We start from the raw sequence: 21,373 nt of genomic DNA, 5'->3' as shown, positions 1-21,373 counted from the left end.
GGTCGGCGGCACCTGCCAGGATGCGGGCATGAGCGAGGATGCTGAGGCGACCCTGGTCCGCTACCTGCGTGTGCAGCGCGAGGCGCTGCGCTGGAAGCTCGAGGGGGTGTCGGAGCGGGAGGCGCGCATGCCGATGACCCCGACGGGCACGAACCTGCTCGGGCTCGTCAAGCACGTCGCGACGGTCGCGGCCGACTACTTCGGCGGGTGCGTCGGCCGCCCGTTCCCCGAGCACCTCGCCTGGGCCGACGACGACGCCGAGGACAACGCAGACATGTGGGCCGGGCCCGACGAGACGCGCGCGTCGGTGCTCGCGCTCTGGGACCGGGTCTGGGCGCATGCTGACGCATCGATCGACGAGCTGCCCCTCGACGCGCCAGCCCACGTGCCGTGGTGGGGCGCGAACGCCGACACGACGCTGCACCGGCTGATCGTGCACATGATCGCCGAGGTCGCGCGGCACGCGGGCCACGCCGACATCGTGCGCGAGACGATCGACGGCGCCGCGGGCCTCCGCGATGGCGTCTCGAACCTGCCGGAGCACGATGCCGCCTGGTGGGCGGACTACGTCGCGCGACTCCGCGCGACGGCCGAGGCGGCCGGCGACTGACGCCGCCGGCCGCTCGCGCGACTAGAGGCCGCGCGGGTTCTCGGGGTCGGAGCCCTCAGCGGGATCCGCCTTCGGGTGCTCCTTGGGATCCGTCTCGGACTCGGCGTCGCCCGTGAGCGCCTCCGCCTCGCCGGGGTCGCCGTAGCCGCCGGTCACGGCTTCGTCCTGGCTGGAGTGGTCGTGGCCGGGCTGCTGCTCTTGGCTCATGGTGATCCTCTCTCCGCGGGGCGTCGGCACCCCGCACGGCGACGCTACGCCGGGCGCCTGGACGCCCGCCACGCATCCGCCGGGTGCCGTGCGCGTGCGCACAGCGAGGCGGATGCGTCAGGCGCTCACCGTCATGCGCCCGCGGGCCGCGTCGATGCGCTCGGCGGCGAGCGCCTCGGCGGCCTCGAGCGGCGTGATGCCGCGCTGCCGCGCGCTGGCGAACACGCCGCGGAGGGTGTCGCTGATGCCGGTGAGCCGCTCGGCGATCGCCGGCCACTGCATGCCGTCGGCCATGCCCTGCAGGTGGATGACGCCGCCTGCGTTGACCACGAAGTCGGGGGCGTAGACGATGCCGCGCTCCGCGAGGCGCGCGGCGCCGGAGTGCTCGGCGAGCGGGTTGTTCGCGGGGCCGACCACGGCACGCACGGGCAGCGCCTCGATCGCCTCATCGGTGAGGATGCCGCCCAGGCCAGCGGGCACGAGCACGTCGGCCGGGGTGGTGAGGGCCTCGCCGGGCGCGATCCAGGTGGCGCCGAGGTCGTCGGCGAGCTGCTGCTTGCGGCCGTCGATGTCGGTGAGGAAGAGCGTCGCGCCGTGGCCGGCGAGCATGCGCGCGAGGCGGCCGCCGACCTGGCCGAGGCCCGAGATGACGAAGGAGCGCGCGGCGATGTCGTCGGAGCCGAAGGCCTCCTCGAGCGTCGGGGCGATCGACGAGTACACGCCGAGCGCGGTCGCGCCCGCGGGCTCGCCGGCGCCACCGTTCTCAGCGGGCAGGCCGACGACGTGCTCGGTGCGCTCGCGCACGACGAGCATGTCGTGCTCCGTCGTGCCGACGTCCTCGGCCGTGCGGTAGCGGCCGTCGAGCGCCTCGACGAGGTCACCGAGGTCGAGGAGGGCGGCGCGACGGCGGTCCGCGTCGATGCGCGTGCCCATGGGCAGCGCGATCACGGCCTTGCCGCCACCCGCGTCGAGGCCGGCCGCGGCGTTCTTGAGCGTCATCGCGGACGAGAGCCGCAGCGCATCCGCCTGTCCATCCGCCCACGTCGGGTACGTCCACATCCGGCAGCCGCCGAGCGCCGGTCCCAGCACGCTCGAATGGAGCGCCACGGTGATGACGACGTCGCTCCTGGCCCCCATGGAGGTCAGGACGCGTTCGTGGTTGAACTCGGGGATGGCGCTCATGGCAGCTCGTTTCCATGCATGGCGCCGCGGATCTCACGGCGCTGTGAGTGTGGGCCGCGGGTCGCGCGGCTGCTCAGATCATCGTCCGGATGCGCTGCCCGCGCAAGCCGGATCGTCGCGGTTGCGCATGGCGCGCAGGCGCCGCCGCGCGGCGTCGGCTCGATTGCGCAGCTCGACACGATCGCGTGCGCGGTGGCGGCTTGGGTCAGCTGATCCGGAAGCCCGTGTCCCCGCGCGGCTCGAGCTCGTCCAGGTCGACGCGGTCGACGCGCGCCGAGGAGGGGCCGTGGCCCAGCCACTCGGCCATCGCGGCCACCGCATCCGGCGCGCCCTCGACCTCCGCCTCGACGGTGCCGTCGAAGCGGTTGCGGGCGCTGCCCGCGACGCCGAGGCGCTCGGCCTCGGCGTTCGCGGCCCAGCGGAAGCCGACGCCCTGCACGCTGCCGTGCACGACGAATCGGCGTCGGATGCGGTCGGTCGTCAGCGCTGCTCCCGCGGCTGCTCCGCGTTGGGCTCGTCGCCGGCGTCCTGGACCTGCTGCGGCTGCTCGGCGTCGAAGCCCGTGGAACGGGTCTCCTCCGCGTGCTCGTGCGCCAGCCCGTCGCCGTGCACGGCCTCGCCGGTCTGCGGGTCGATGCCGGCCCCGGGCTGGCCCTCGCCCTCGTCGAACTCGTTGTGACGGGAATCGAAGGAGTCTGCGCCGCCGGAGCCGGCCGGGGGTGCCTCCTGGTACGTCTGGTCGGCCTCGCGGTTGTCGTGCTCGGGGGTCGTGTCCTGGCCGAGGGAGCCATCGCCTCCGTTGGCGGCCTGCGAGACGTCGCGCCCGTCGTCCGGCTGGTCGGCGCCCTCGTAGACCGGGAGGCCCTCGCGGCTGTCGTGCGGGGGGTTGTCGTCGTTCGTGCCCATGATCGCTCCTCAACGTGCGCCGGGGCGGCGCTGGATCCACACGCTACGGCCGCTGCCTGTGGGTGGCCAGGGCGCCGGCCCCACGTGCGGGGGCGCGCACGAACTCGCCCCTGGCGCGCGGGCAGATGCGGCGCGAGGATGCCCGCAGGAGGTGCCGAGATGGCGCAGTACACGGATGGCTTCAGCGGCTTCGCCGCACCCGACCTCGACGCGGCACGGACGTTCTATGGCGACGTGCTCGGGCTGGAGGTAGGGGAGGAGATGGGGCAGCTCGCGCTCACCCTGCCCGGCGGCGCCCGGGTGTTCGTCTACCAGAAGGACGACCACGAGCCCGCGGTGTTCACGATCCTCAACCTCGTCGTGCCCGACATCACCGCCTCGATCGACGAGCTCGTCGGCAAGGGCGTGACGTTCGAGCGCTACGACGGCTTCGAGCAGGACGAGCGGGGGATCGCGAGCGGCTTGGGACCCGACATCGCGTGGTGCACCGACCCCGCGGGCAACATCATCGCGGTGATCGGCGACGACGGCAGCAGCTGAACCGGGTCGGCGGCGCTCGGGTCGCCGGTAGGCTGACCTGTTGTGGCACTCACGATCGGCATCGTCGGACTCCCCAACGTGGGCAAGTCGACCCTCTTCAACGCGCTCACCAAGAACACCGTGCTCGCGGCGAACTACCCGTTCGCCACGATCGAGCCGAACATCGGGGTGGTCGAGCTGCCGGACGAGCGCCTGACGCGCCTCGCCGAGATCCACGGCTCGCAGCGCATCCTGCCTGCCGCGGTGTCGTTCGTCGACATCGCCGGCATCGTCAAGGGCGCGAGCGAGGGCGAGGGGCTCGGCAACAAGTTCCTGGCCAACATCCGCGAGGCCGATGCGATCGCGCAGGTCGTGCGCGGCTTCGGCGACAGCGACGTCGTGCACGTCGAGGGTGCCGTCGACCCGTCCTCCGACATGGAGACGATCAACACCGAGCTCATGCTCGCCGACCTCCAGACGCTCGAGAAGGCGATCCCGCGCCTTGAGAAGGAGGTCAAGGGCAAGAAGGTCGACGCCTCCGTGCTCGCGGCCGCCGTCGAGGCGAACGAGATCCTGAACAGCGGCAAGACGCTGGGGCAGGTCGGCTTCGACACGACGCCCATCAAGGAGCTCGGTCTCCTCACCGCGAAGCCCGTGCTGTTCGTCTTCAACGTCGACGAGGACGTGCTGTCGGATGCTGACAAGAAGGCGGAGCTCGCGGCGCTCGTCGCGCCCGCCAAGGCCGTCTTCCTCGACGCGAAGGTCGAGTCGGAGCTCGTCGACCTCGAGAAGGACGAGGCGCTCGAGCTGCTGCAGTCGCTCGGCCAGGAGGAGTCCGGCCTCGACCAGCTCGCCCGCATCGGCTTCGAGACGCTCGGCCTGCAGACCTACCTGACCGCGGGTCCGAAGGAGTCGCGCGCCTGGACGATCCGCAAGGGGTGGACCGCCCCGCAGGCCGCCGGCGTCATCCACACCGACTTCGAGCGCGGCTTCATCAAGGCGGAGGTCGTCTCGTTCGCCGACCTGGACGCCGCGGGCTCGATGGCCGACGCGAAGGCAGCCGGCCGAGTGCGCATCGAGGGCAAGGACTACGTCATGGCCGACGGCGACGTGGTGGAGTTCCGCTTCAACGTGTGAGCGAGCGCGTCCGGGATCGGGCGAGCGTACCGTGGCTACATGACGGAGCAGCAGCCCTACTCAGTGGTATCCGTGCACGTCGGGTACGAGGTGCGCGTGTATCCCGCGCACCTGCTCGCGCAGGTGGACGCCGCAGGGTCGTTCTTCGAGGCGGGCAATCGGGGCTTCGGCTCACTCATCCGCTACATCACCGCGTCGAACATCTCGATGAGGGCACCCGTGATCCAGGCTCCTCGCGCGGAGAAGACGTACACCGTGAGCTTCGTGATGCCGGCTGGTGCCACGGGCGTGCCGGCTCCGACCGACGCCTCCGTTCGCACCGTGGAAGTCTCCGAGCGGCGAGTTGCCGCGCGAAGGTTCAGCGGTGGATCGAATGAGACGCGATTCCAGCAGAACGCCGACGCGCTCCAGGCCGCACTTGCTCGGGATGGCAGGGCAGCAGAGGGACCGGTCTATTTCGCTCGCTACGACCCGCCCTGGAAGCCCGGATTCCTGAAGCGGAACGAGGCGCTCGTCGCCCTCGCGTGACGCGTCGAGCACGATGGGTCGCTGTGTCACGGCACCGCGCGACGTTCCGCTTCAGCGCTGCACATCGGCCGCCCCCCGTGCACATCGGCTCCGCACGACGTAACCTCACGAGCAGACCGGACATGTCTGGTCGAGGCGAGGGAGGCCCGCATGGACGCGCGAGGGAATGGAGCCGGTCCGAAGGTGCGGCCGCGAACTGTGGTCGTCCTGGTGCTGGCCGTCGCTGGCGGTCTCGTCTCATGCTCGTCGCTCGCGGTCTCGAGTGCTGTGACGCCACTCGCAGCTCCCGCGCCGCCGTCGACGCCGGAAGCCGCTGAGGCTCTGCCGTCGGCGGACGTGGGCACCTGCCTGCTGCGCAACGCGATCGTGCCGATCGCTCCCGCCAATCTGGGCCACGAACCTCCTGCCAGCGCTGTGCTCGAGGTCGCGTCGAGGACGCTGCAGCACGACCTCCTGAATGCCCACGCGGCTTCGCTCACCACGGTCGATCGCAGCACAGACGACAGCGGAGCCGTGACGGGACTGCGCGTCTCGCTCTCGCAGGGCTCGCAGTTCGACGCCGACGCGGCGGTCAGCGCGGCCCTCGCCGCCTTGCCTGCGATGTACTCGGATGCCGTGGCGTCCGCGCCGATCGAGGTCGAGGAGACCGAGTCGCTCGTGACGTTCGCGGATCTGTGCGATGGCATGCAGCGAATCATGGACGAGACGACCTCCGGCGGCGACCTGGTGTCCGTCGGCATCGACACCGCGGCTGGTCGGCTTGTGGTGGGTTCGCTGGGATCGCCCGAACCGGTCGTCGAGGAGGTGCGCTCGAGCCTGCAGGGAGCGCTCGATGTCGTGGCAGCCACCCGGGATGCGCCCGCGACGATGCACTCCGAAGGCTGATGACGTGGGGCGCCGCCCTTGGTGCCCGCCCGCGTTTGCGGTCCTGCTTCCCCGTGATCCACAACCCGCACGGGACCTTCGCTGCAACCGGTCGCTGCTCAGCGCGGCGGCGACACCCGCGCTTCCGAGCGGATGCGCAGGATCGCCTCGATCTCCTCGCACAGCTCGAGCTGCTGCTGCGCTCGGGGGTCGGAGCGCGGTGCGGTCGCCGCGTTCTCGATCTGGTTGAGCAGCTCGCGCAGGCGCGCGGCCGCGTCTCCTGCTCCGAGCTCCCTCGTCTCTGCACTTGTCATGCGCTCGAACGTAGTCACGGGATGCGCGTGACGCCGCCGTGCCGCACCCCCGACGGCGTGTGCTGAGCAATCACCATGTTTGCCTTGAGGTGAGGAGTGCAGCCGCGACGCTCGCGCCCGCCGGGGCCGCGTCAGCGTGCGGCGGCCAACTCGATGCCGGTCTGCTCCGCGAGCGAGGCGAGGAGAGCGTGCTGGAAGTCCACGTCATGCACCGCCGGGTGCGTCTCCTGCACCTTCCGGTGATGCCAGTAGCGGCCGGACGTGCGCGCCTCGTCGTCGATGGTCGTCGCCAGCCAGACCTGCGTGACGTGCGCCAGTGCGAGGTCATCGCTCGCGCCCGGGCCGCCCATCCTCGTCGGCACCCAGCCGGGGTCTACGGCGTGGGCGACGACGTCCGGCCGCAGCCGGGCGACGGCGGCCATGAGCGCGGTGACGAACAGCTTCGAGTCCGAGTACGTGCTCGTCCCGGTCTCTCGGAGCCAATCGATGCCAGCGATGTCCGGGCGTCCACCGCGGTGCATCCCGCTGCTGAGGTAGATGAGCCGCGACCCCGGGATGCCCGCGGTCATCACGTAGGGAGCCGTGACGTTGACCGGCAGCACGGGGCCGCGCAGCACGCCGGCGTTGTGGATGACCGCGTCGAACGGCCCGAGCGCGTTCGCCTGGACGACCATGTCGTGCACGTCGTCGAGGCGGCTCAGGTCCCCGACGATCGCCTCCGCACCTCGATCGACGAGGTGCTGGATGGCGTCCAGGCGTGACGTGGTGCGCGCATGCACGACGACCCCGTGACCGGCCTCGAGGAGCGCCTCAGCGGTGGCGCGGCCGACGCCGTCGATGGAGCCCGTGACCAGGATGCGGTCCATGCCGTGCTCGCTATCGCTCGCTCGTCGGGCGGCGCCGTGAGCGCAGCCGCTGGTAGAGGGCGATGAGCCGCGGCACCACCACGTAGACGGCGAGCGGCACGACCACGAGCGTGAGGACGAAGGAGCGCAGGATCGGGTGCCAGTCGATGGAGACCGGCGCCATGAGGCTCATGCCGATCGCGACGAGGGGGAAGATCGCCAGCCAGGTGATGACGGCCCGCGCGTGGACCGAGGGCGGTGCGGGTGTGGCAACGGGCGGGACGAGGGATGAGCGGACGGATTCCATGCTGCCTCCAACTGGATGGTTGGGTTGACCGTAGCACGGTTCCCAACCGAGTGGTTGGTTCTGTCCTAGGCTGGAGGCATGGCCTGGGATCCCGAACGGACGAAGCGACTCCTGCTCGACGCCGGCGTCGTGGAGTTCAGCGCTCACGGCCTTGCCGGCGCGCGCGTCGATCGGATCGCCACCGCTGCAGGGGTCAACAAGGAGCGGATCTACCAGTACTTCGGCAAGAAGCCGGACTTCTTCGGCGCGGTCCTCACCCACCAGCTCGGGCTGATTGTCGACGCGGTGCCGATCCGCGGCACCGGGATCGACGCGATCGCCGACTATGCCGGCCGGCTCTTCGACTACCAGTGCGCCCACCCCGAGCTCGCGCGACTGACCTTCTGGGAGGGGCTCGAGCTGGGCACCCCCGTCGCGGAGGAGCATCGACGGGCGCGGTCGGTCGACAAGGTCGACCGGGTGCTCGCGGCGGTGCCCGAGCTCTCCCGCGAGGAGGCGGAGGAGCTGCTGCTGACCATCCTCACGCTGGCTGACGGGTGGCAGGCGCTGCCGAACCTGGATGTTCTGTACTCGGGCGCGGAACCCGGCGACACGGCTCGCCTCGCTCGCCGGCGGTCGGTCATCACGACGATCGTCCGGAGCTGGGCACCGGCCGACGCCTCCCACACGGGTAAGGCTTCGCATCACATCGGCCAGGCGGCCGGCTCGGAGCCTGGAGTGAACGCGCCATAGGGCCAGTCGAGCTCGAGCAGATGATCGAGCGCCTCACGATGGGCCATGGCGGCACCGCGTTCGAGCTGCTCGAGCATGCCGCGCCGGCGGAGCTCCCGTCCGATCCGGCGCAGCAGGTCCGCTGGGCACTCCTGACCGGAGATCACGATCGAGAGCGCGACGCTGAGCAGCTCGTCATCCGTCAGTCCGCCGAGCCCTCGCGCGTCCGGGTCGGTCACGACGAGCGGGTTCGGGTCCCACGGAGACGGTGTGCGCTTGGCCAGCGCTCCGAGCCAGTCGTAGTCGCCGTCCATGTCGAGCTGCCGGAGTCGCGGCAGTGCGAGGTCGAGCGGCAGATGTCGCTCGTCGGCAGGCAGCAGGCGCCGCAGCTGTGACTGCACGCTCTGCACTGAACGGCCCAGCCGGCGCGCGATGTCGACGACATCCGAGTCGCTCCGGCATCCGCGCATGAGGTCGGTGTAGTCCTCCTCGGTCCAGGCCTTGCCGCGCCGGCTGGCGGGGTCCACGAGGACGGGATGCTGCTGAGGGGTGCCATCGAAGTCGGTCATGGCGACACTCTGCGCCGAACGGCCATGACGACGGGTCCGGGTCGAGCGCTCCTGTGGAGAACGTGCCTATGCTCATGACGTGTTCGCCAAGACCGCTGCAGCGTCTGGCCGCGCCGATCGGCGGACCAGCGTCAGCAGAGCGAGCTCGACCGCTGCCGTGGTCCTCCTGTGCGCCTCGCTCACGGCCTGCTTCACGTCGTACCTGCCGCCGAGCCCTGCCGAGTTCGCGCTCGAGAGGACGCTCACCAATCCCGAGATGCCGCTGCCCGACGCCGCCATCTCGTCGTTGCGCCTCGCGACCGCGGAGCTCTGCTCGGCTGCGATCCCGTGCGCCGAAGCGTGGGTCTCCGACCTCGGCACGTTATCCGGTTCGACTCGATCGACGTGGCGACCGGTTTCGCGAGCGGCGTGGACGACGCGGAGCAGGACCGCTACGTCGTCATCGACCTCAGCGGACTGGAGCTGTCGGAGGACGATCGCCGTGATGTCGTCGGGACGGTCTTCGCGCAGCTGCCGCAGGACGGCGGCCCGTTCTCCCTCTTCGGCATGTGACGCCGCGGGCGGTCGCGCCTCGCCAAGAGGGGTGGCGCGGTCGCGACCTATGCTCAGGGCATGCGCGCACGCACCGTCGCCTCGCTCATCCTGATCGCCGCCGCACTCAGCGGCTGCGCGAGCGCGGTCGAGCCGGCACCGACGCCGACTCCGACGGCGACGCCCGTCGCCGAGATCATCTCGAACTGCTGGCTCAACCACTCCGACATCGGGGTGCCCGATGGCTCAGAGGAGATCTGGGAGGCGGCCTACGCTGCGGATGTGGGCGATGGCGCGTTCGTCGGCGAGCGGCCCTGGATGGAGTGGATGCCCTCGGAAGGCGTCAAGATCGAAGCGTTCGTCGGCGTCTGCCGCGAGCAGCCGATGTCGCGCGACGAGCTGATCGAGGCGGCCACCGCCATCGCCGTATTCATCGACGCCCATGGCGCGGGAGCGCCGCTCGAGCGGCTCAACGTCCGCGCACTGCACCTCGGCGACCGCGGTGAGCTCGTCGACGGACCTCGTGTCGTCACCTCCTTCCAGCTCCACGCGTGGTCACCCGACGCCGCGATCGATCCGGCTCGCTGGGAGTGACGGGGCAATCCGCCGAGATCTGCGCCTGCCGCATCACCGCGCCCTGGATTCCCACAGCCCGGCACGACAGTCTGCAGGCATGACGAATCCGACCGCCGCGATGCTCGTGATCGGCGACGAGATCCTGTCCGGGCGCACCCGCGAGGCGAACGCGCACCACCTGGCCGGCCGGCTCGGGCGTGCCGGCATCGACCTGCGCGAGATCCGCGTCGTGCCCGATGACCACGCCGTGATCGTGGATGCGCTGAACGCGCTGCGTGCGCGGCACACGCACGTGTTCACGTCGGGCGGCATCGGCCCGACGCACGACGACATCACGGCGGACGCCGTCGCTGCCGCGTTCGGCGTGGACATCGACGTGCGTGACGACGCCCGCGCGGACCTGCAGGCCGCCGTGGGTGCCGGGCGGACGCTCACGGCGGAGCACCTGCGGATGGCGCGCATCCCGCACGGCGCGGAGCTCATCGCCAATCGCATCAGCGGTGCACCAGGTTTCAGCGTCGAGAACGTGCACGTCATGGCGGGTGTCCCGTCGATCTTCGTCGCGATGCTCGACGCGCTCCTGCCGAGCCTCGAGGCGGGGCTGCCGGTCCTGTCCGGCGAGCTGCGCTTCGAGGTCGGGGAGGGCCGCATCGCTGCGCCGCTCCGCGAGCTCGCCGAGGCGATGCCCGAGCTGAGCATCGGGTCGTACCCCTTCAGTGATGGCTCCGGCTATGGCACGAACATCGTCGTCCGCGGCACCGATCAGGCGGCGATCGACCGCGCGATCGAGCGGCTGACAGCGATCCGTCGCTCGGTCGGCTGAGCGGTCTCGACTCCGGCTCAGCGGGAGCACGAGAGACTGGCGCACATGGATGCACCCGAGCGCTGGCCGCACGACGCCGGGCTCGACCGTGTCCGCGTCCGCGGCGCCCGTGAGCACAACCTGCGGAGCGTCGACCTCGACATCCCCCGCGACGCGCTCGTCGCGTTCACCGGCATCTCCGGCTCCGGCAAGAGCTCGCTCGCGTTCGGCACGATCTACGCCGAGTCGCAGCGCCGCTACTTCGAGTCGGTCGCGCCATACGCGCGCAGGCTCATGAGCCAGGTCGGCAGTCCCGACGTCGATGCGATCGAGGGGCTCCCGCCCGCCGTGGCCTTGCCGCAGCAGCGCTCGGGCGGTTCCGCGCGCTCGACCGTCGGCAGCGCGACGACCATCGCGAACGTCCTGCGCATGCTGTACTCGAGGGTCGGCACCTACCCGCAGGGCGCGCCGATGCTCCTCGCCGAGGACTTCTCCACGAACACGGTGCAGGGTGCCTGCCCGACGTGCCACGGGCTGGGCCGCGTCCACGACGTGCCCGAGCACCTGATGGTGCCCGATGCGTCCCTGACCATCCGCGACGGTGCACTCGCTGCCTGGCCAACGGCATGGCACGGCAAGCAGCTGCGCGACAGCCTCATCTCGCTCGGCTACGACATCGACGTCCCGTGGCGCGACCTCCCTCGCGAGCAGCGCGAGTGGGTGCTCTTCACCGACGAATCGCCGCAGGTGCCGGTCTTCACCGACCGGGAGCCCGCGGAGGTGCGCAAGGCTGTGGCGGCGGGCATTGAGCCCCGCTACATGAGCACCTTCCAGGGCGTGCGCAGCTTCGTGCTGAACACGTTCGCGGGTTCGAAGAGCGCGCGGATGCGCGAGCGCGCCGCGTCCTTCATGGTGAGCGCCCCATGCCCGCGGTGCGGGGGCAGGCGCCTGAAGCCCGAAGCGCTGGCCGTGACGTTCGAAGGCTTCGACATCACGGAGCTCGCCGCGATGCCCCTCGACGATGTCGCGCGCGTGTTGCGTGCCGTGCTCGAGCCCGGCTGGACGCCCCGCTCAGCCGAGCCGTCGAGCTCGGGATCCGGGGACGCGCATCCGGAGCAGCTGCTCGCGGCGCGCCGCCTCGTCGCAGACCTGCTCGCCCGGCTGTCGCCGATCATCGACCTCGGACTGGGCTCGCTCTCGCTCGATCGCACGACGTCGTCGCTCTCGTCCGGGGAGCTGCAGCGCATGCGTCTCGCCACCCAGGTGCTGTCGCAGCTGTTCGGGGTCGTCTTCGTGCTCGACGAGCCATCCGCGGGCCTGCATCCCGCCGACACCGAGTCGCTCCTGCGCATCCTGGCGACCCTGCGGGACAGCGGCAACACGGTGTACTTCGTCGAGCACGCGCTCGACGTCATCCGCGAGGCCGACTGGATCGTCGACATCGGGCCGGGGGCCGGCGCCGACGGAGGGACGGTCATCTACTCCGGTCCGCTCGAAGGACTGCAGGATGCCGACGAGTCCGTCACGCGCCGCTACCTGTTCGAGCAACCGGCCACCGAACGCGTCGCTCGCGAGCGTCGTGCCGGCGACGACCGGCTCGAGCTGGAGGGCGTCACGCGGCACAACGTGCGCGACCTCTCGGTCACGTTCCCGCTCGGCGCGCTGACCGCGGTCACGGGCGTGTCAGGGTCGGGCAAGTCGTCGCTCGTGGTGCAGGCGCTGCCCGACCTGCTGTGGGCGAGCCTCGAGAGCGAGATCGATGAGCGCGCCTCCGGCGCGGACGAGCCGCCCGCGGCTGCCGAGGACCCGCTGGCGCACGGGACCGAGGCGGTGACGACCGGCCGCGCGCACGGGCCGGCCGGCAGGCTGCGTCGCATCGTGCAGGTGAGTCAGAAGCCGATCGGTCGGACGTCGCGGTCGAACGTCGCCACCTACACGGGCGTGTTCGACCGCATCCGGACCCTGTTCGCGGCGACGCCGGAGGCGCGTCGGCGCCGATACAGCGCGAGCCGCTTCTCCTTCAACCTGCCTGCCGGGCGGTGCCCGACGTGCAAGGGCGAGGGGACGATGGAGGTCGAGCTGCTCTTCCTCCCGACGGTGCACGCGCCATGCGCGACGTGCGGCGGCAGCCGCTACAACCCGGAGACGCTCGAGATCGAGCTGCACGGCCGCACGGTGGCCGATGTGCTCGCCATGAGCGTCCGCGATGCTCGGGCGTGGAGCTCGGACAGCGAGGTGCAGCGTCACCTCGACGCACTGCTCGACGTCGGCCTGGGCTATGTCGCCCTGGGCCAGCCGGCGACGCAGCTCTCCGGAGGGGAGGCGCAGCGGGTGAAGCTCGCGTCCGAGCTCCGACGCGGCCAGCGGGGCGACACCCTCTACCTGCTCGACGAGCCCACATCCGGGCTGCACCCCGCAGACGCCGATCGGCTCATGGCCCACCTCCACCACCTCGTCGACGGCGGCAGCACGGTCATCTTGGTAGAGCACGACATGCGCATCGTCGCGGAGGCCGACTGGGTGGTCGACCTCGGCCCAGGGGCGGGGGATGCGGGCGGCCGGGTCGTCGCGGCGGGGACGCCGGAACAGGTCGCGGCGAGTCCGTCGAGCAGGACGGCGCCATACCTCGCCGCCGCGTTGCGGCAGCTCACACCCGCGGGCTGAGGGAGCGGTCCCGGGCGCCGACCAACAAAGCCGAGCCCGAGCCCTCGGCACAGGTGCGCGGGGGAGACTGGCTGCTGCAGTCGAGGGGAGTGCGGTGGACGCCGACGTGATCGTCATCGGGGCTGGTCTGGCCGGACTGCAGGCTGCCCGGCGCCTGCAGGCGCGCGGCCTCGCGGTGACGGTGGTCGAGGCATCGGATGCCGTTGGCGGACGCGTCCGCACCGACGTGGTCGACGGGTTCCGGATGGATCGTGGCTTCCAGGTGCTCAACCCGGCCTATCCGGCGGTCCAGCGGTGGGTCGACGTGCGAGCGCTCGGGCTGCAGGAGTTCGGCGTCGGCGCCGTCGTGCGCACCGGGGGAACGACCCGCACGCTGGCGCATCCGCTGCGGCATCCGCAGCACGCGTTCGGAACGCTCCGCAGCGGGCTCGTGCCCGCGCGCGACCTCATCGGGCTCGCTCGGTGGCTGGGTCCGACGCTCGCCAGGGCCCGGACCGCCTCACGCGCGACGAAGGACGAGACGCTGCGCGCATCCCTCGACGCGGCAGGCGTCACCGGAAGGCTGCGCCGCCACGTGCTCGACACGTTCCTCGCCGGCGTGCTCGCCGACAGCAGCGGCAGCGCATCGGCGAACTACGTGCGCCTGCTGCTGCGCTCGTTCGCGCTCGGCGTCCCCGGTCTGCCCCACGCCGGCATGCAGGCGCTGCCGGAGCAGCTCGCCGCAGCGCTCACCCGGCCGGTGCGGCTCGGCACGCCGGCCAACGCGGTGCGCGAGACGGATGCCGGGGTGCAGGTCGACACCGACGACGGCGCCATCCGAGCTCGCGCGGCGATCGTCGCGGTCGCCGCGCACGACCTCGCCGGGTTCGCTCCGATGCCTGCGCCGCCGATGCACGGGCTGACGACCTGGTGGTTCCGCGCGCCCGACAGCCCGCTCTCCGGTCGCTTCCTGCTGCTCGATGCGTCACGCCGCGAAGGAGGTCCGGCGGGGCCCATCTGGAACACGGCGGTCATCTCCGAGGTCGCACCCTCGTATGCGCCGGCCGGCGTCCACCTCGTCCAGGCGACCACGCTCCTCGACCGCCCCGACGGCCTCGTCGGCGAGGCGGAGGTGCGACGGGACCTCGAGCGGCTGTACCGCACGTCGACCCACGGGTGGGAGGTGCTCGCCCACCACGTCGTGCGCCACGCGGTTCCCGCCCAGCCGCCAGGGCCGATCGCGCGCGGCCCGCTCTGGACGGGACGGCGCGTGCTCGTCGCGGGCGATCACCGGGAGACCGCGTCGATCCAGGGAGCGCTCGTCTCGGGCGGTCGGGCCGCCGCATCCGTCGCACGCCGCCTCGGCGCGTGAGCGCTGCGGCCCGGTCGATGAGCGGACGGGTGAGGCGTCAGGGCGCGCAGTCGATGCAGGTCGTCGCCTGCGGCCGCGCCTCGAGCCGCTCGGGCGCGATCGGCCGGCCGCAGACGCTGCAGATCCCGCCCTCACCGCTCGCGATGCGCGCTGCCGCCTCGCCGATCGCCGTGACCGCATCGAGCCGCGTCCGCCGCAGCCCCTCGAGCCGCGACCACTCCGACGAGAGCGAGACGCCGTCCGGGTCGTGCTCGTCGTCGTCGTGTTGCACCCCGCGCATGCCTCGGAGCTCGGTCAGCTGACGCTCCACGTCCGCAAGCCCTTCGAGCGCCTCGCGACGTCGAGCGGCGATGTCATCAGCACGCGAGTCCGCCATCAGTGGTCCCTCCGACCGCATCCGCGGTGCGCCGTGCCACGCATGGGAATCATGCTGACACGGTAGCTCCCGCGCTTGCGGACGAGCGTCCAAGACGGCACGATGGGAACCGAGACGACGAGGGGTTCCATGCGAGAGCGGTACGACCGGTTGGTCGCGGATGCCGCTCGGTATGTCGACAGTGAGCGCGACGAGGTCAACGAGCAGCACGTCGTGGCCGGGCTCTTCAGGGCCGCCCGCGACGTCGAGCGCGTCGAGGGCCATGACACCCGCCCCGTGATGCGCGTCGTGCTCGAGCGCTTCGAGCTCGACTACTTCGGAGCGTCGCCCGCACGCCCCGAGATCTACGGCACGAGCGCTCCGTAGCGATCAGCGGGATGGCGTTCGGCTAGAGCGCGCGCTCCCAGACGCCGTCCAGCAGCATCAGCACGATGCGGCCGCCGTCCTCGCTCCGCCGAGCGAGCGTGATGTAGGTCAGCGTCGTGCTGGTGACGATCCGCTCCGTCTCGACCCCGGTGCGAGCGAGCCACGCGCCGAGCCCCGCGGCGTCAGGTGCGCACGCGTTCAGCTCGTCGACGATGGTGGCGGCGTGGTCCTCGGAGAATCCGACATGCGCAGGGGAGGGCTCCATGTCCTGACCGTAGCCCCGAGCGCGACGAACGCCTAGGGAACGGTTGGGGACGGCCGGTATCGGCGCGCAGGGCCCCCACCGCGCGCGCTTCGAGCGCCGGACGACCGATCGCGCCGCCGTGCGCCGCGCGCGCGACGGGCTGAGAGGATGGGCGGATGACCGCAACGCTCGTCGCTCAGGGCCTCGCCGGCGGATACGGCCATCGCACGCTCTTCGACTCGCTCGACCTCACCGTCGCCCCGGGCGATGTCGTCGGCGTCGTCGGCGCGAACGGCGCTGGCAAGTCGACGCTGCTGCGGCTGCTCGCGGGCATCGACGAGCCGCAGGCCGGCACGGTCGCGCTCGCGCCGGCCGACGCCTTCGTCGGGTGGCTGCCGCAGGAGCACGAGCGCGTCGTCGGCGAGACGGTCACCGACTACATCGGGCGGCGCACCGGATGCGGGCAGGCGACCGCCGACATGGACGCGGCGGCAGCGGCCCTCGGCGACCCGTCGCTCGCGCCCGCGGGCGTCGACCCGGCGGACGCCTACTCCGCCGCGCTCGACCGCTGGCTCGCGAGCGGCGCCGCCGACCTCGACGAGCGGCTGCCGATCGTGCTCGCCGACCTCGGCCTCGAGCTGCACGGGGCGTCGATCGAGGAGGCGCTCATGACGTCGCTGTCGGGCGGCCAGGCGGCGCGCGTCGGCCTCGCCGCGCTGCTGCTGTCGCGCTTCGACATCGTGCTGCTCGACGAGCCGACGAACGACCTCGACCTCGACGGCCTCGAGCGGCTCGAGGAGTTCGTGCGCGGGCTCCGCGGCGGTGTGGTGCTCGTGAGCCACGACCGCGAGTTCCTCGCGCGCTGCGTGACCCGCGTGCTCGAGCTCGACCTCGCGCAGAGCTCGAACCGCATCTACGGCGGCGGCTACGACGCCTACCTCGAGGAGCGCGCGACCATCCGCCGCCACGCGCGCGAGCAGTACGACGAGTTCGCCGACAAGAAGGCCGATCTCGTGTCGCGCGCGCGAACGCAGCGCGAGTGGTCGAGCCAGGGCGTGCGCAACGCGATGAAGAAGGCACCCGACAACGACAAGATCCGCCGCAAGGCGTCGACGGAGTCGAGCGAGAAGCAGGCGCAGAAGGTGCGCCAGATGGAGAGCCGCATCGCGCGCCTCGAGGAGGTCGAGGAGCCGCGCAAGGAGTGGCAGCTCGAGTTCACGATCGGGGCGGCGCCGCGGTCGAGCTCGGTCGTGTCGACCCTCGGCGGTGCCGTGCTCCGGCAGGGTTCGTTCACGCTCGGGCCGGTGTCGCTCCAGGTGAACGCGGGGGAGCGCATCGGCATCACCGGGCCGAACGGCGCCGGCAAGTCGACGCTGCTGCGGGCGCTCCTCGGTCAGCAGTCGCCCGACGAGGGCTCGGCGAGCCTGGGTGCGAGCGTGCGGATCGGCGAGATCGACCAGGCCCGCTCGCTGCTCGCGGGGTCGCAGCCGCTGGCGGTGGCGTTCGAGGCGCTCATCCCCGAGCTCGCGTCGGGGGAGGTGCGCACGCTGCTCGCGAAGTTCGGGCTGCGGGCCGATCACGTCGGCCGCCCGGTCGACGAGCTCTCGCCCGGCGAGCGCACGCGTGCGGGGCTCGCGCTGCTGCAGGCGCGTGGCGTCAACCTGCTCGTGCTCGACGAGCCGACGAACCACCTCGACCTGCCGGCGATCGAGCAGCTCGAGCAGGCGCTCGACACCTACGACGGCACGCTGCTGCTCGTGACCCACGACCGGCGGATGCTCGAGACGGTCCGCACGGACCGGCACTGGCGCGTCGAGGCCGGTCAGGTCACCGAGCGCTGACGCTCGCCGCGAGGGGAGGCTGGCGGGCGCGCTACCGCACGCCCCACGCGTAGCTCTGCTGCTGCAGCTTCAGGTACATGAGCGTGTCGGTCTCGCGCACGCCGTCGATCGAGCGGATGCGCTGCGACACGAGCTCGAGCAGGTGCGCGTCGCTCTCGCAGACGACCTCGGCGAGCACGTCGTAGGAGCCGGCCGTGATGACGACGTAGTCGACCTCGCCCAGCGCCGACACTGCTTCGGCGACCGGCTCGAGCTCGCCGGAGACGCGGATGCCGATCATCGCCTGGCGGGCGAAGCCGAGCTGCATCGGGTCGGTGACGGCCACGATCTGCATGACCCCGGCATCCGTCAGCCGCTTCACGCGCTTCCGCACCGCGGTCTCGCTGAGGCCCACCGTCTCGGCGATCGCCGCGTACGGCGCACGCCCGTCGCGCTGGAGCTCGGCGATGATCGCCTTGTCCTGCGCGTCGGGGAGGCTCACAGCCGCGACCCCGCCTCGGAGAGCACGCCGCGCAGGATCTGCCCGATCTCGTCGAAGTGCGACTGGTCGCAGATGAGCGGGGGCGACAGCTGGATGACGGGGTCGCCCCGGTCGTCGGCCCGGCAGTAGAGGCCGGCCTCGAAGAGCGCGCCGGAGAGGTAGCCGCGCAGCAGCCGCTCGCTCTCGTCGTCGTCGAAGGTCTCGCGGGTGCCCTTGTCCTTCACGAGCTCGATCCCGTAGAAGTAGCCGTCGCCGCGCACGTCGCCGACGATCGGCAGGTCGAGCAGCCCCTCGAGCGTGGTGCGGAAGGCGCCCTCGTTGGCCCGCACGTGCTCGAGCACGCCCTCGCGCTCGAAGATCTCGAGGTTCGCGAGCCCGACGGCGGTCGCCACCGGGTGGCCGCCGAAGGTGTACCCGTGCGCGAACATCGCACCGGGCTGGGCGAAGGGCTCGAACAGCCGCTCGCTCGCGATCATCGCGCCGAGCGGCGCGTAGCCCGAGGTGAGGCCCTTCGCGCACGTGATGATGTCGGGCTGGTAGCCATATCGCTCGGCGCCGAACATCGTGCCGAGCCTCCCGAACGCGCAGATCACCTCGTCCGAGACGAGCAGCACGTCGTACTCGTCGCAGATCTCGCGCACCCGCTGGAAGTACCCGGGCGGGGGAGGGAAGCATCCCCCGGCGTTCTGCACCGGCTCGAGGAAGACCGCCGCGACGGTCTCGGGCCCCTCCTGCTCGATCGCGACCGCGATCTGGTCGGCGGCCCAGCGGCCGAAGGCCTCGGGATCGTCGGCGTGGATCGGCGCGCGGTACTGGTTCGTGTTCGGCACGCGGAACGTCGAGGGCACGAGCGGCTCGAACTGCGCCTTGAGCGGCGGCAGCCCCGTGATCGACAGCGCACCGTGCGTGGTGCCGTGGTACGCGATCGCCCGGCTGATGACCTTGTGCTTCATCGGCCGGCCGGTGAGCTTGAAGTAGTTCTTCGCCAGCTTCCACGCGCTCTCGACCGCCTCGCTGCCGCCGCTCGTGAAGAACACGCGGTCGAGGTCGCCGGGGGCGAGGGACGCCAGCTTGTCGGCCAGGTCGATCGCGCTCGGATGCGCGTACGACCAGAGCGGGAAGAACGCGAGCGTCGACGCCTGCTGCGCCGCGACCGCGGCGAGGTCCTCCCGCCCGTGCCCGAGCTGGTTGACGAACAGCCCGGCGAGGCCGTCGAGATACCGCTTGCCGCGGTCGTCCCAGATGTAGGCGCCCTCACCCCGCACGATGACTGGCGCCGCATCGGCGCTGGCCATGCGTGTGAAGTGCATCCACAGGTGGTCGGCGGGGGCGGGCATGGGGCTCCTTCGTCGGTGGTGGTCGTTCGGTGCGCTCGGATGCTGGCGCGCGGCTACTGTCGCGGGATGCGTCGCCGGCGGTCAGGTCGGCAGCGGCACGCAGAGCACGGGTCGGCGGCTCAGGTGCAGCAGCTTGTGCGGGGTCGAGCCGAGGATGGCGCCGCGGATGGGGCTCTCGCCCCACGTGCCGACGACGATGAGGCGGGCATCGTGCCGCTCCGCCTGCTCGAGCAGCGCGTCGACGGGCCGCGCCGACACGAGCTCGGTGACGGCATCCACACCGGCGGCTGCGGCGGCGTCGAGCGCGTGGCCCACGGCCTCGCGTCCCCACTGCTGCAGCATCGCCTCGTGCGTGCGCCGCTCCTCGCCGACGCCGCCGGGCGGCTCGGTGCCGTAGACGACGACGAGCTGCTCGCCGTAGCGGCTCGCGACGTCGATCGCGATCGTCAGCGCGGCCTTGGCGCCGGGCGACTCGTCGTAGCCGAGGAGGACGCTCATGGCTTCGTCTCCCCGCTGCCCGCTGCGCCGCTGCCGACCGCGCCGCGGCCGACGGATCCGGTGCCGACGGACGTCGTGTCGATCCGCACGATCGGCTGCTCCGCGGTGCTCGGGCGCTCCTCCCAGTACCGGCGGTCGCGGAAGTACCAGATGATCATCAGCACGACACCGGTGGCGAAGATGCCGATGCCGATCACGAGGGGCGGGCCGACGCCGAACCAGGGGGTCTCGGTGTACGCGTTCTCGGGGTTGCCGTAGTCGATGATCGCCGAGATGAGCAGCCAGATGAGCAGCAGCGAGCCGAGCACGGGGCCGACCCCGATGAGCACGAAGCTCTTCACGCTCTTCGTGAGCCGCTTGCGGAAGTAGATGGCGCAGGCGATGCCCGTGAGCGCGTAGTAGAAGGCGATCAGCAGGCCGAGGGCGGTGAGCGTGTCCCACAGCGCGGTCTCGCTCAGCAGGCCGACCACGAGGTAGTACGCGCTCGCGATGCCGGCGACCCACCAGGTGGAGACATCGGGCGTGCGGAACCGCGGGTGGATGTGGCCGAACATCTTCGGCAGCGCGCCGCGTCGGGCCATGCTGAGCCCGGTGCGCGATGCGGGGATGATCGTCGTCTGGGTGGAGGCGATGGCCGAGGTGGCGACCGACAGCATCACGACCCAGGCCCAGGGGCCCATCGTGTCCGTGGCGAGCACCTGGAAGATCGCGTCCTCCTCGTCGGCGGTCTCGGCCAGGAACGCGTCGCCGGCGAGGGCGACGACGGCGATGGTCACCGACAGGTAGGTGACGAGCAGCACGATGGTCGACCAGATGGCGGCCTTGCCGGGGGACTGCGACGAGTTCGTCGTCTCCTCGGTGAGGTTGACCGCCGACTCCCAGCCCCAGTAGGCGAAGACGCCGAGCAGCAGGCCCGCCGTCACGCCTTCCCAGCCGCCGCCGAACGGGTTGAGCCACTCCCACGACGGGGTGATCGAGTCGAACGCCGAGGTGTTCGTGAAGACCTGCGTGAGCGCGACGACCGCGAAGACGAGCAGCGAGACGATCTGGAACACGATGAGCACGTTCTGCAGCCGGGCAGAGATCTCGGTGCCCCACACGCAGATCGCGGTCATCACGATGATGAGCAGCACGGTGAGCACGCGGATGGCCACCGGGTCGTACGCGAGATCCTCGAGCCCGACGGTCAGCAGCGAGTAGCGCACGCCGACCTCGGCGAGCGAGCCGACGATGAGCACGCCCGTCATCGCGATCGCCCAGCCGCCGATCCAGCCGAACCACGGCCCCATCGCGCGCGTCACCCACGAGAAGGTGGTGCCGCAGTCCTGGTCGACCGTGTTGAGGTAGTAGAACGCCGAGGCGATCAGCAGCATCGGGATGAAGCTCGCGAGCATGATGCCGGGCGCGTGCACCCCCGTGTAGAGCACCAGGCCGCCGATGATGGCGGCGATCGTGTACGCCGGCGATGTCGAGGCGAGCCCGATGACGAGGGCGTCGAAGAAGCCGATGGCGTTCGGCTTGAGCTTGGCAGGACCCCCGGTGACGGGGGTGGTGCGGTGATCGGTCACGACTGCTCCCTTGTGCGCAGTTCGGCGGATCCGGCGCTT

Annotated in this window: 27 protein-coding genes; 13 read left to right on the top strand and 14 right to left on the bottom strand. The window is 71.5% G+C overall.

Annotated features, from left to right (window positions below; translation table 11 throughout):
• The first annotated feature begins 28 nt into the window (after positions 1 to 28).
• Positions 29 to 610 (top strand): DinB family protein, encoded by a 582-nt coding sequence (locus tag EDD26_RS00370; protein ID WP_123695906.1) that lies wholly within the window; start codon positions 29 to 31, stop codon positions 608 to 610.
• Positions 611 to 631: 21 nt separating this feature from the next.
• Here the strand turns inward: EDD26_RS00370 and EDD26_RS00365 are convergent, their stop codons facing one another.
• The 4 genes from EDD26_RS00365 to EDD26_RS00350 all read right to left on the bottom strand — a co-directional run bounded on the left by EDD26_RS00365 (position 632) and on the right by EDD26_RS00350 (position 2,905).
• Complete coding sequence (locus EDD26_RS00365) at positions 632 to 817, bottom strand: hypothetical protein (protein WP_123695905.1); 186 nt, start codon at positions 815 to 817, stop codon at positions 632 to 634.
• 117 nt (positions 818 to 934) lie between these two features.
• Positions 935 to 1,999 (bottom strand): Glu/Leu/Phe/Val dehydrogenase dimerization domain-containing protein, encoded by a 1,065-nt coding sequence (locus tag EDD26_RS00360; RefSeq protein WP_123695904.1) that lies wholly within the window; start codon positions 1,997 to 1,999, stop codon positions 935 to 937.
• Between the two features lie 205 nt (positions 2,000 to 2,204).
• Positions 2,205 to 2,450 carry an acylphosphatase gene (locus EDD26_RS00355; protein ID WP_342769277.1) on the bottom strand — a complete coding sequence of 82 codons (246 nt, stop codon included), beginning with the start codon at positions 2,448 to 2,450 and terminating at the stop codon, positions 2,205 to 2,207.
• Positions 2,451 to 2,479: 29 nt separating this feature from the next.
• A complete protein-coding gene (locus EDD26_RS00350; RefSeq protein WP_123695903.1) occupies positions 2,480 to 2,905 on the bottom strand; it encodes a hypothetical protein in 426 nt (141 codons plus the stop codon).
• Positions 2,906 to 3,043: 138 nt separating this feature from the next.
• Here EDD26_RS00350 and EDD26_RS00345 point away from each other — a divergent pair, with 138 nt between their 5' ends.
• The 4 genes from EDD26_RS00345 (at position 3,044) to EDD26_RS00330 (ending at position 5,974) form a co-directional block, all read left to right on the top strand.
• A complete protein-coding gene (locus EDD26_RS00345; protein ID WP_245989676.1) occupies positions 3,044 to 3,445 on the top strand; it encodes a VOC family protein in 402 nt (133 codons plus the stop codon).
• 42 nt (positions 3,446 to 3,487) lie between these two features.
• Positions 3,488 to 4,561, top strand: a complete 1,074-nt coding sequence (gene ychF / locus EDD26_RS00340) for a redox-regulated ATPase YchF (RefSeq protein WP_123695901.1) — start codon at positions 3,488 to 3,490, stop codon at positions 4,559 to 4,561.
• 39 nt (positions 4,562 to 4,600) lie between these two features.
• Complete coding sequence (locus tag EDD26_RS00335; protein ID WP_123695900.1) at positions 4,601 to 5,089, top strand: SOUL family heme-binding protein; 489 nt, start codon at positions 4,601 to 4,603, stop codon at positions 5,087 to 5,089.
• Between the two features lie 150 nt (positions 5,090 to 5,239).
• The gene (locus tag EDD26_RS00330; RefSeq protein WP_148058657.1) at positions 5,240 to 5,974 is read left to right on the top strand and encodes a hypothetical protein; all 735 of its coding nucleotides are present in this window, start codon (positions 5,240 to 5,242) and stop codon (positions 5,972 to 5,974) included.
• A gap of 98 nt (positions 5,975 to 6,072) precedes the next feature.
• On the opposite strand, the gene EDD26_RS00325 is transcribed toward EDD26_RS00330, so the two are convergent.
• The 3 genes from EDD26_RS00325 to EDD26_RS00315 form a co-directional block, all read right to left on the bottom strand.
• On the bottom strand, positions 6,073 to 6,267 hold the full coding sequence (locus EDD26_RS00325) for a hypothetical protein (protein ID WP_123695898.1): 195 nt from the start codon (positions 6,265 to 6,267) through the stop codon (positions 6,073 to 6,075).
• A gap of 131 nt (positions 6,268 to 6,398) precedes the next feature.
• Positions 6,399 to 7,133, bottom strand: coding sequence for an SDR family NAD(P)-dependent oxidoreductase (locus EDD26_RS00320; RefSeq protein WP_123695897.1), 735 nt, complete (start codon positions 7,131 to 7,133; stop codon positions 6,399 to 6,401).
• 10 nt (positions 7,134 to 7,143) lie between these two features.
• The gene (locus EDD26_RS00315; RefSeq protein ID WP_123695896.1) at positions 7,144 to 7,419 is read right to left on the bottom strand and encodes a hypothetical protein; all 276 of its coding nucleotides are present in this window, start codon (positions 7,417 to 7,419) and stop codon (positions 7,144 to 7,146) included.
• 78 nt (positions 7,420 to 7,497) lie between these two features.
• Between EDD26_RS00315 and EDD26_RS00310 the strand changes: the two genes are divergently transcribed.
• Entirely contained in the window at positions 7,498 to 8,151 is a 654-nt protein-coding gene (locus EDD26_RS00310) for a TetR/AcrR family transcriptional regulator (RefSeq protein ID WP_123695895.1), read from the top strand.
• Here the strand turns inward: EDD26_RS00310 and EDD26_RS00305 are convergent.
• Positions 8,103 to 8,699, bottom strand: coding sequence for a hypothetical protein (locus EDD26_RS00305; RefSeq protein WP_123695894.1), 597 nt, complete (start codon positions 8,697 to 8,699; stop codon positions 8,103 to 8,105). The two genes, EDD26_RS00310 and EDD26_RS00305, sit on opposite strands and share 49 nt — an antisense overlap.
• 384 nt (positions 8,700 to 9,083) lie before the next feature.
• On the opposite strand from EDD26_RS00305, the gene EDD26_RS14570 reads away from it, so the two are divergent.
• The 5 genes from EDD26_RS14570 to EDD26_RS00280 all read left to right on the top strand — a co-directional run bounded on the left by EDD26_RS14570 (position 9,084) and on the right by EDD26_RS00280 (position 14,623).
• The gene (locus tag EDD26_RS14570; RefSeq protein WP_170165474.1) at positions 9,084 to 9,251 is read left to right on the top strand and encodes a hypothetical protein; all 168 of its coding nucleotides are present in this window, start codon (positions 9,084 to 9,086) and stop codon (positions 9,249 to 9,251) included.
• Between the two features lie 60 nt (positions 9,252 to 9,311).
• Positions 9,312 to 9,824: a hypothetical protein gene (locus EDD26_RS00295; RefSeq protein ID WP_123695892.1), complete on the top strand. Its 513-nt coding sequence runs from the start codon at positions 9,312 to 9,314 to the stop codon at positions 9,822 to 9,824.
• A 79-nt stretch (positions 9,825 to 9,903) separates the two neighbouring features.
• A complete protein-coding gene (locus tag EDD26_RS00290; protein WP_123695891.1) occupies positions 9,904 to 10,629 on the top strand; it encodes a competence/damage-inducible protein A in 726 nt (241 codons plus the stop codon).
• Positions 10,630 to 10,674: 45 nt separating this feature from the next.
• Positions 10,675 to 13,272 (top strand): excinuclease ABC subunit UvrA, encoded by a 2,598-nt coding sequence (locus tag EDD26_RS00285; protein WP_123695890.1) that lies wholly within the window; start codon positions 10,675 to 10,677, stop codon positions 13,270 to 13,272.
• Between the two features lie 94 nt (positions 13,273 to 13,366).
• On the top strand, positions 13,367 to 14,623 hold the full coding sequence (locus EDD26_RS00280; RefSeq protein WP_245989674.1) for a flavin monoamine oxidase family protein: 1,257 nt from the start codon (positions 13,367 to 13,369) through the stop codon (positions 14,621 to 14,623).
• A gap of 37 nt (positions 14,624 to 14,660) precedes the next feature.
• Here EDD26_RS00280 and EDD26_RS00275 read toward each other — a convergent pair whose 3' ends face one another.
• Positions 14,661 to 14,894, bottom strand: a complete 234-nt coding sequence (locus EDD26_RS00275) for a TraR/DksA family transcriptional regulator (protein WP_170165473.1) — start codon at positions 14,892 to 14,894, stop codon at positions 14,661 to 14,663.
• A 234-nt stretch (positions 14,895 to 15,128) separates the two neighbouring features.
• Here EDD26_RS00275 and EDD26_RS00270 point away from each other — a divergent pair, with 234 nt between their 5' ends.
• Positions 15,129 to 15,365, top strand: a complete 237-nt coding sequence (locus tag EDD26_RS00270; RefSeq protein WP_123695887.1) for a hypothetical protein — start codon at positions 15,129 to 15,131, stop codon at positions 15,363 to 15,365.
• A gap of 22 nt (positions 15,366 to 15,387) precedes the next feature.
• Here the strand turns inward: EDD26_RS00270 and EDD26_RS00265 are convergent, their stop codons facing one another.
• Complete coding sequence (locus tag EDD26_RS00265) at positions 15,388 to 15,630, bottom strand: hypothetical protein (protein ID WP_123695886.1); 243 nt, start codon at positions 15,628 to 15,630, stop codon at positions 15,388 to 15,390.
• A 155-nt stretch (positions 15,631 to 15,785) separates the two neighbouring features.
• On the opposite strand from EDD26_RS00265, the gene EDD26_RS00260 reads away from it, so the two are divergent.
• Positions 15,786 to 17,450, top strand: a complete 1,665-nt coding sequence (locus tag EDD26_RS00260) for an ABC-F family ATP-binding cassette domain-containing protein (protein WP_123695885.1) — start codon at positions 15,786 to 15,788, stop codon at positions 17,448 to 17,450.
• Positions 17,451 to 17,481: 31 nt separating this feature from the next.
• Here EDD26_RS00260 and EDD26_RS14785 read toward each other — a convergent pair whose 3' ends face one another.
• The 4 genes from EDD26_RS14785 to EDD26_RS00245 form a co-directional block, all read right to left on the bottom strand.
• Positions 17,482 to 17,931, bottom strand: coding sequence for an Lrp/AsnC family transcriptional regulator (locus EDD26_RS14785; RefSeq protein ID WP_211333799.1), 450 nt, complete (start codon positions 17,929 to 17,931; stop codon positions 17,482 to 17,484).
• Entirely contained in the window at positions 17,928 to 19,268 is a 1,341-nt protein-coding gene (locus EDD26_RS14780) for an aspartate aminotransferase family protein (protein WP_211333798.1), read from the bottom strand. The genes EDD26_RS14785 and EDD26_RS14780 overlap by 4 nt, the downstream gene beginning before the upstream one ends.
• 81 nt (positions 19,269 to 19,349) lie before the next feature.
• A complete protein-coding gene (locus EDD26_RS00250) occupies positions 19,350 to 19,766 on the bottom strand; it encodes a universal stress protein (RefSeq protein ID WP_123695884.1) in 417 nt (138 codons plus the stop codon).
• Positions 19,763 to 21,334 carry an APC family permease gene (locus tag EDD26_RS00245; RefSeq protein WP_123695883.1) on the bottom strand — a complete coding sequence of 524 codons (1,572 nt, stop codon included), beginning with the start codon at positions 21,332 to 21,334 and terminating at the stop codon, positions 19,763 to 19,765. Before EDD26_RS00245 ends, EDD26_RS00250 begins: the two co-directional genes overlap by 4 nt.
• Positions 21,335 to 21,373: the final 39 nt, after the last annotated feature.

Source organism: Agrococcus jenensis (genome assembly GCF_003752465.1).
Classification (GTDB): domain Bacteria; phylum Actinomycetota; class Actinomycetes; order Actinomycetales; family Microbacteriaceae; genus Agrococcus; species Agrococcus jenensis.
This window is presented reverse-complemented; position numbering and strand designations above follow the sequence as displayed.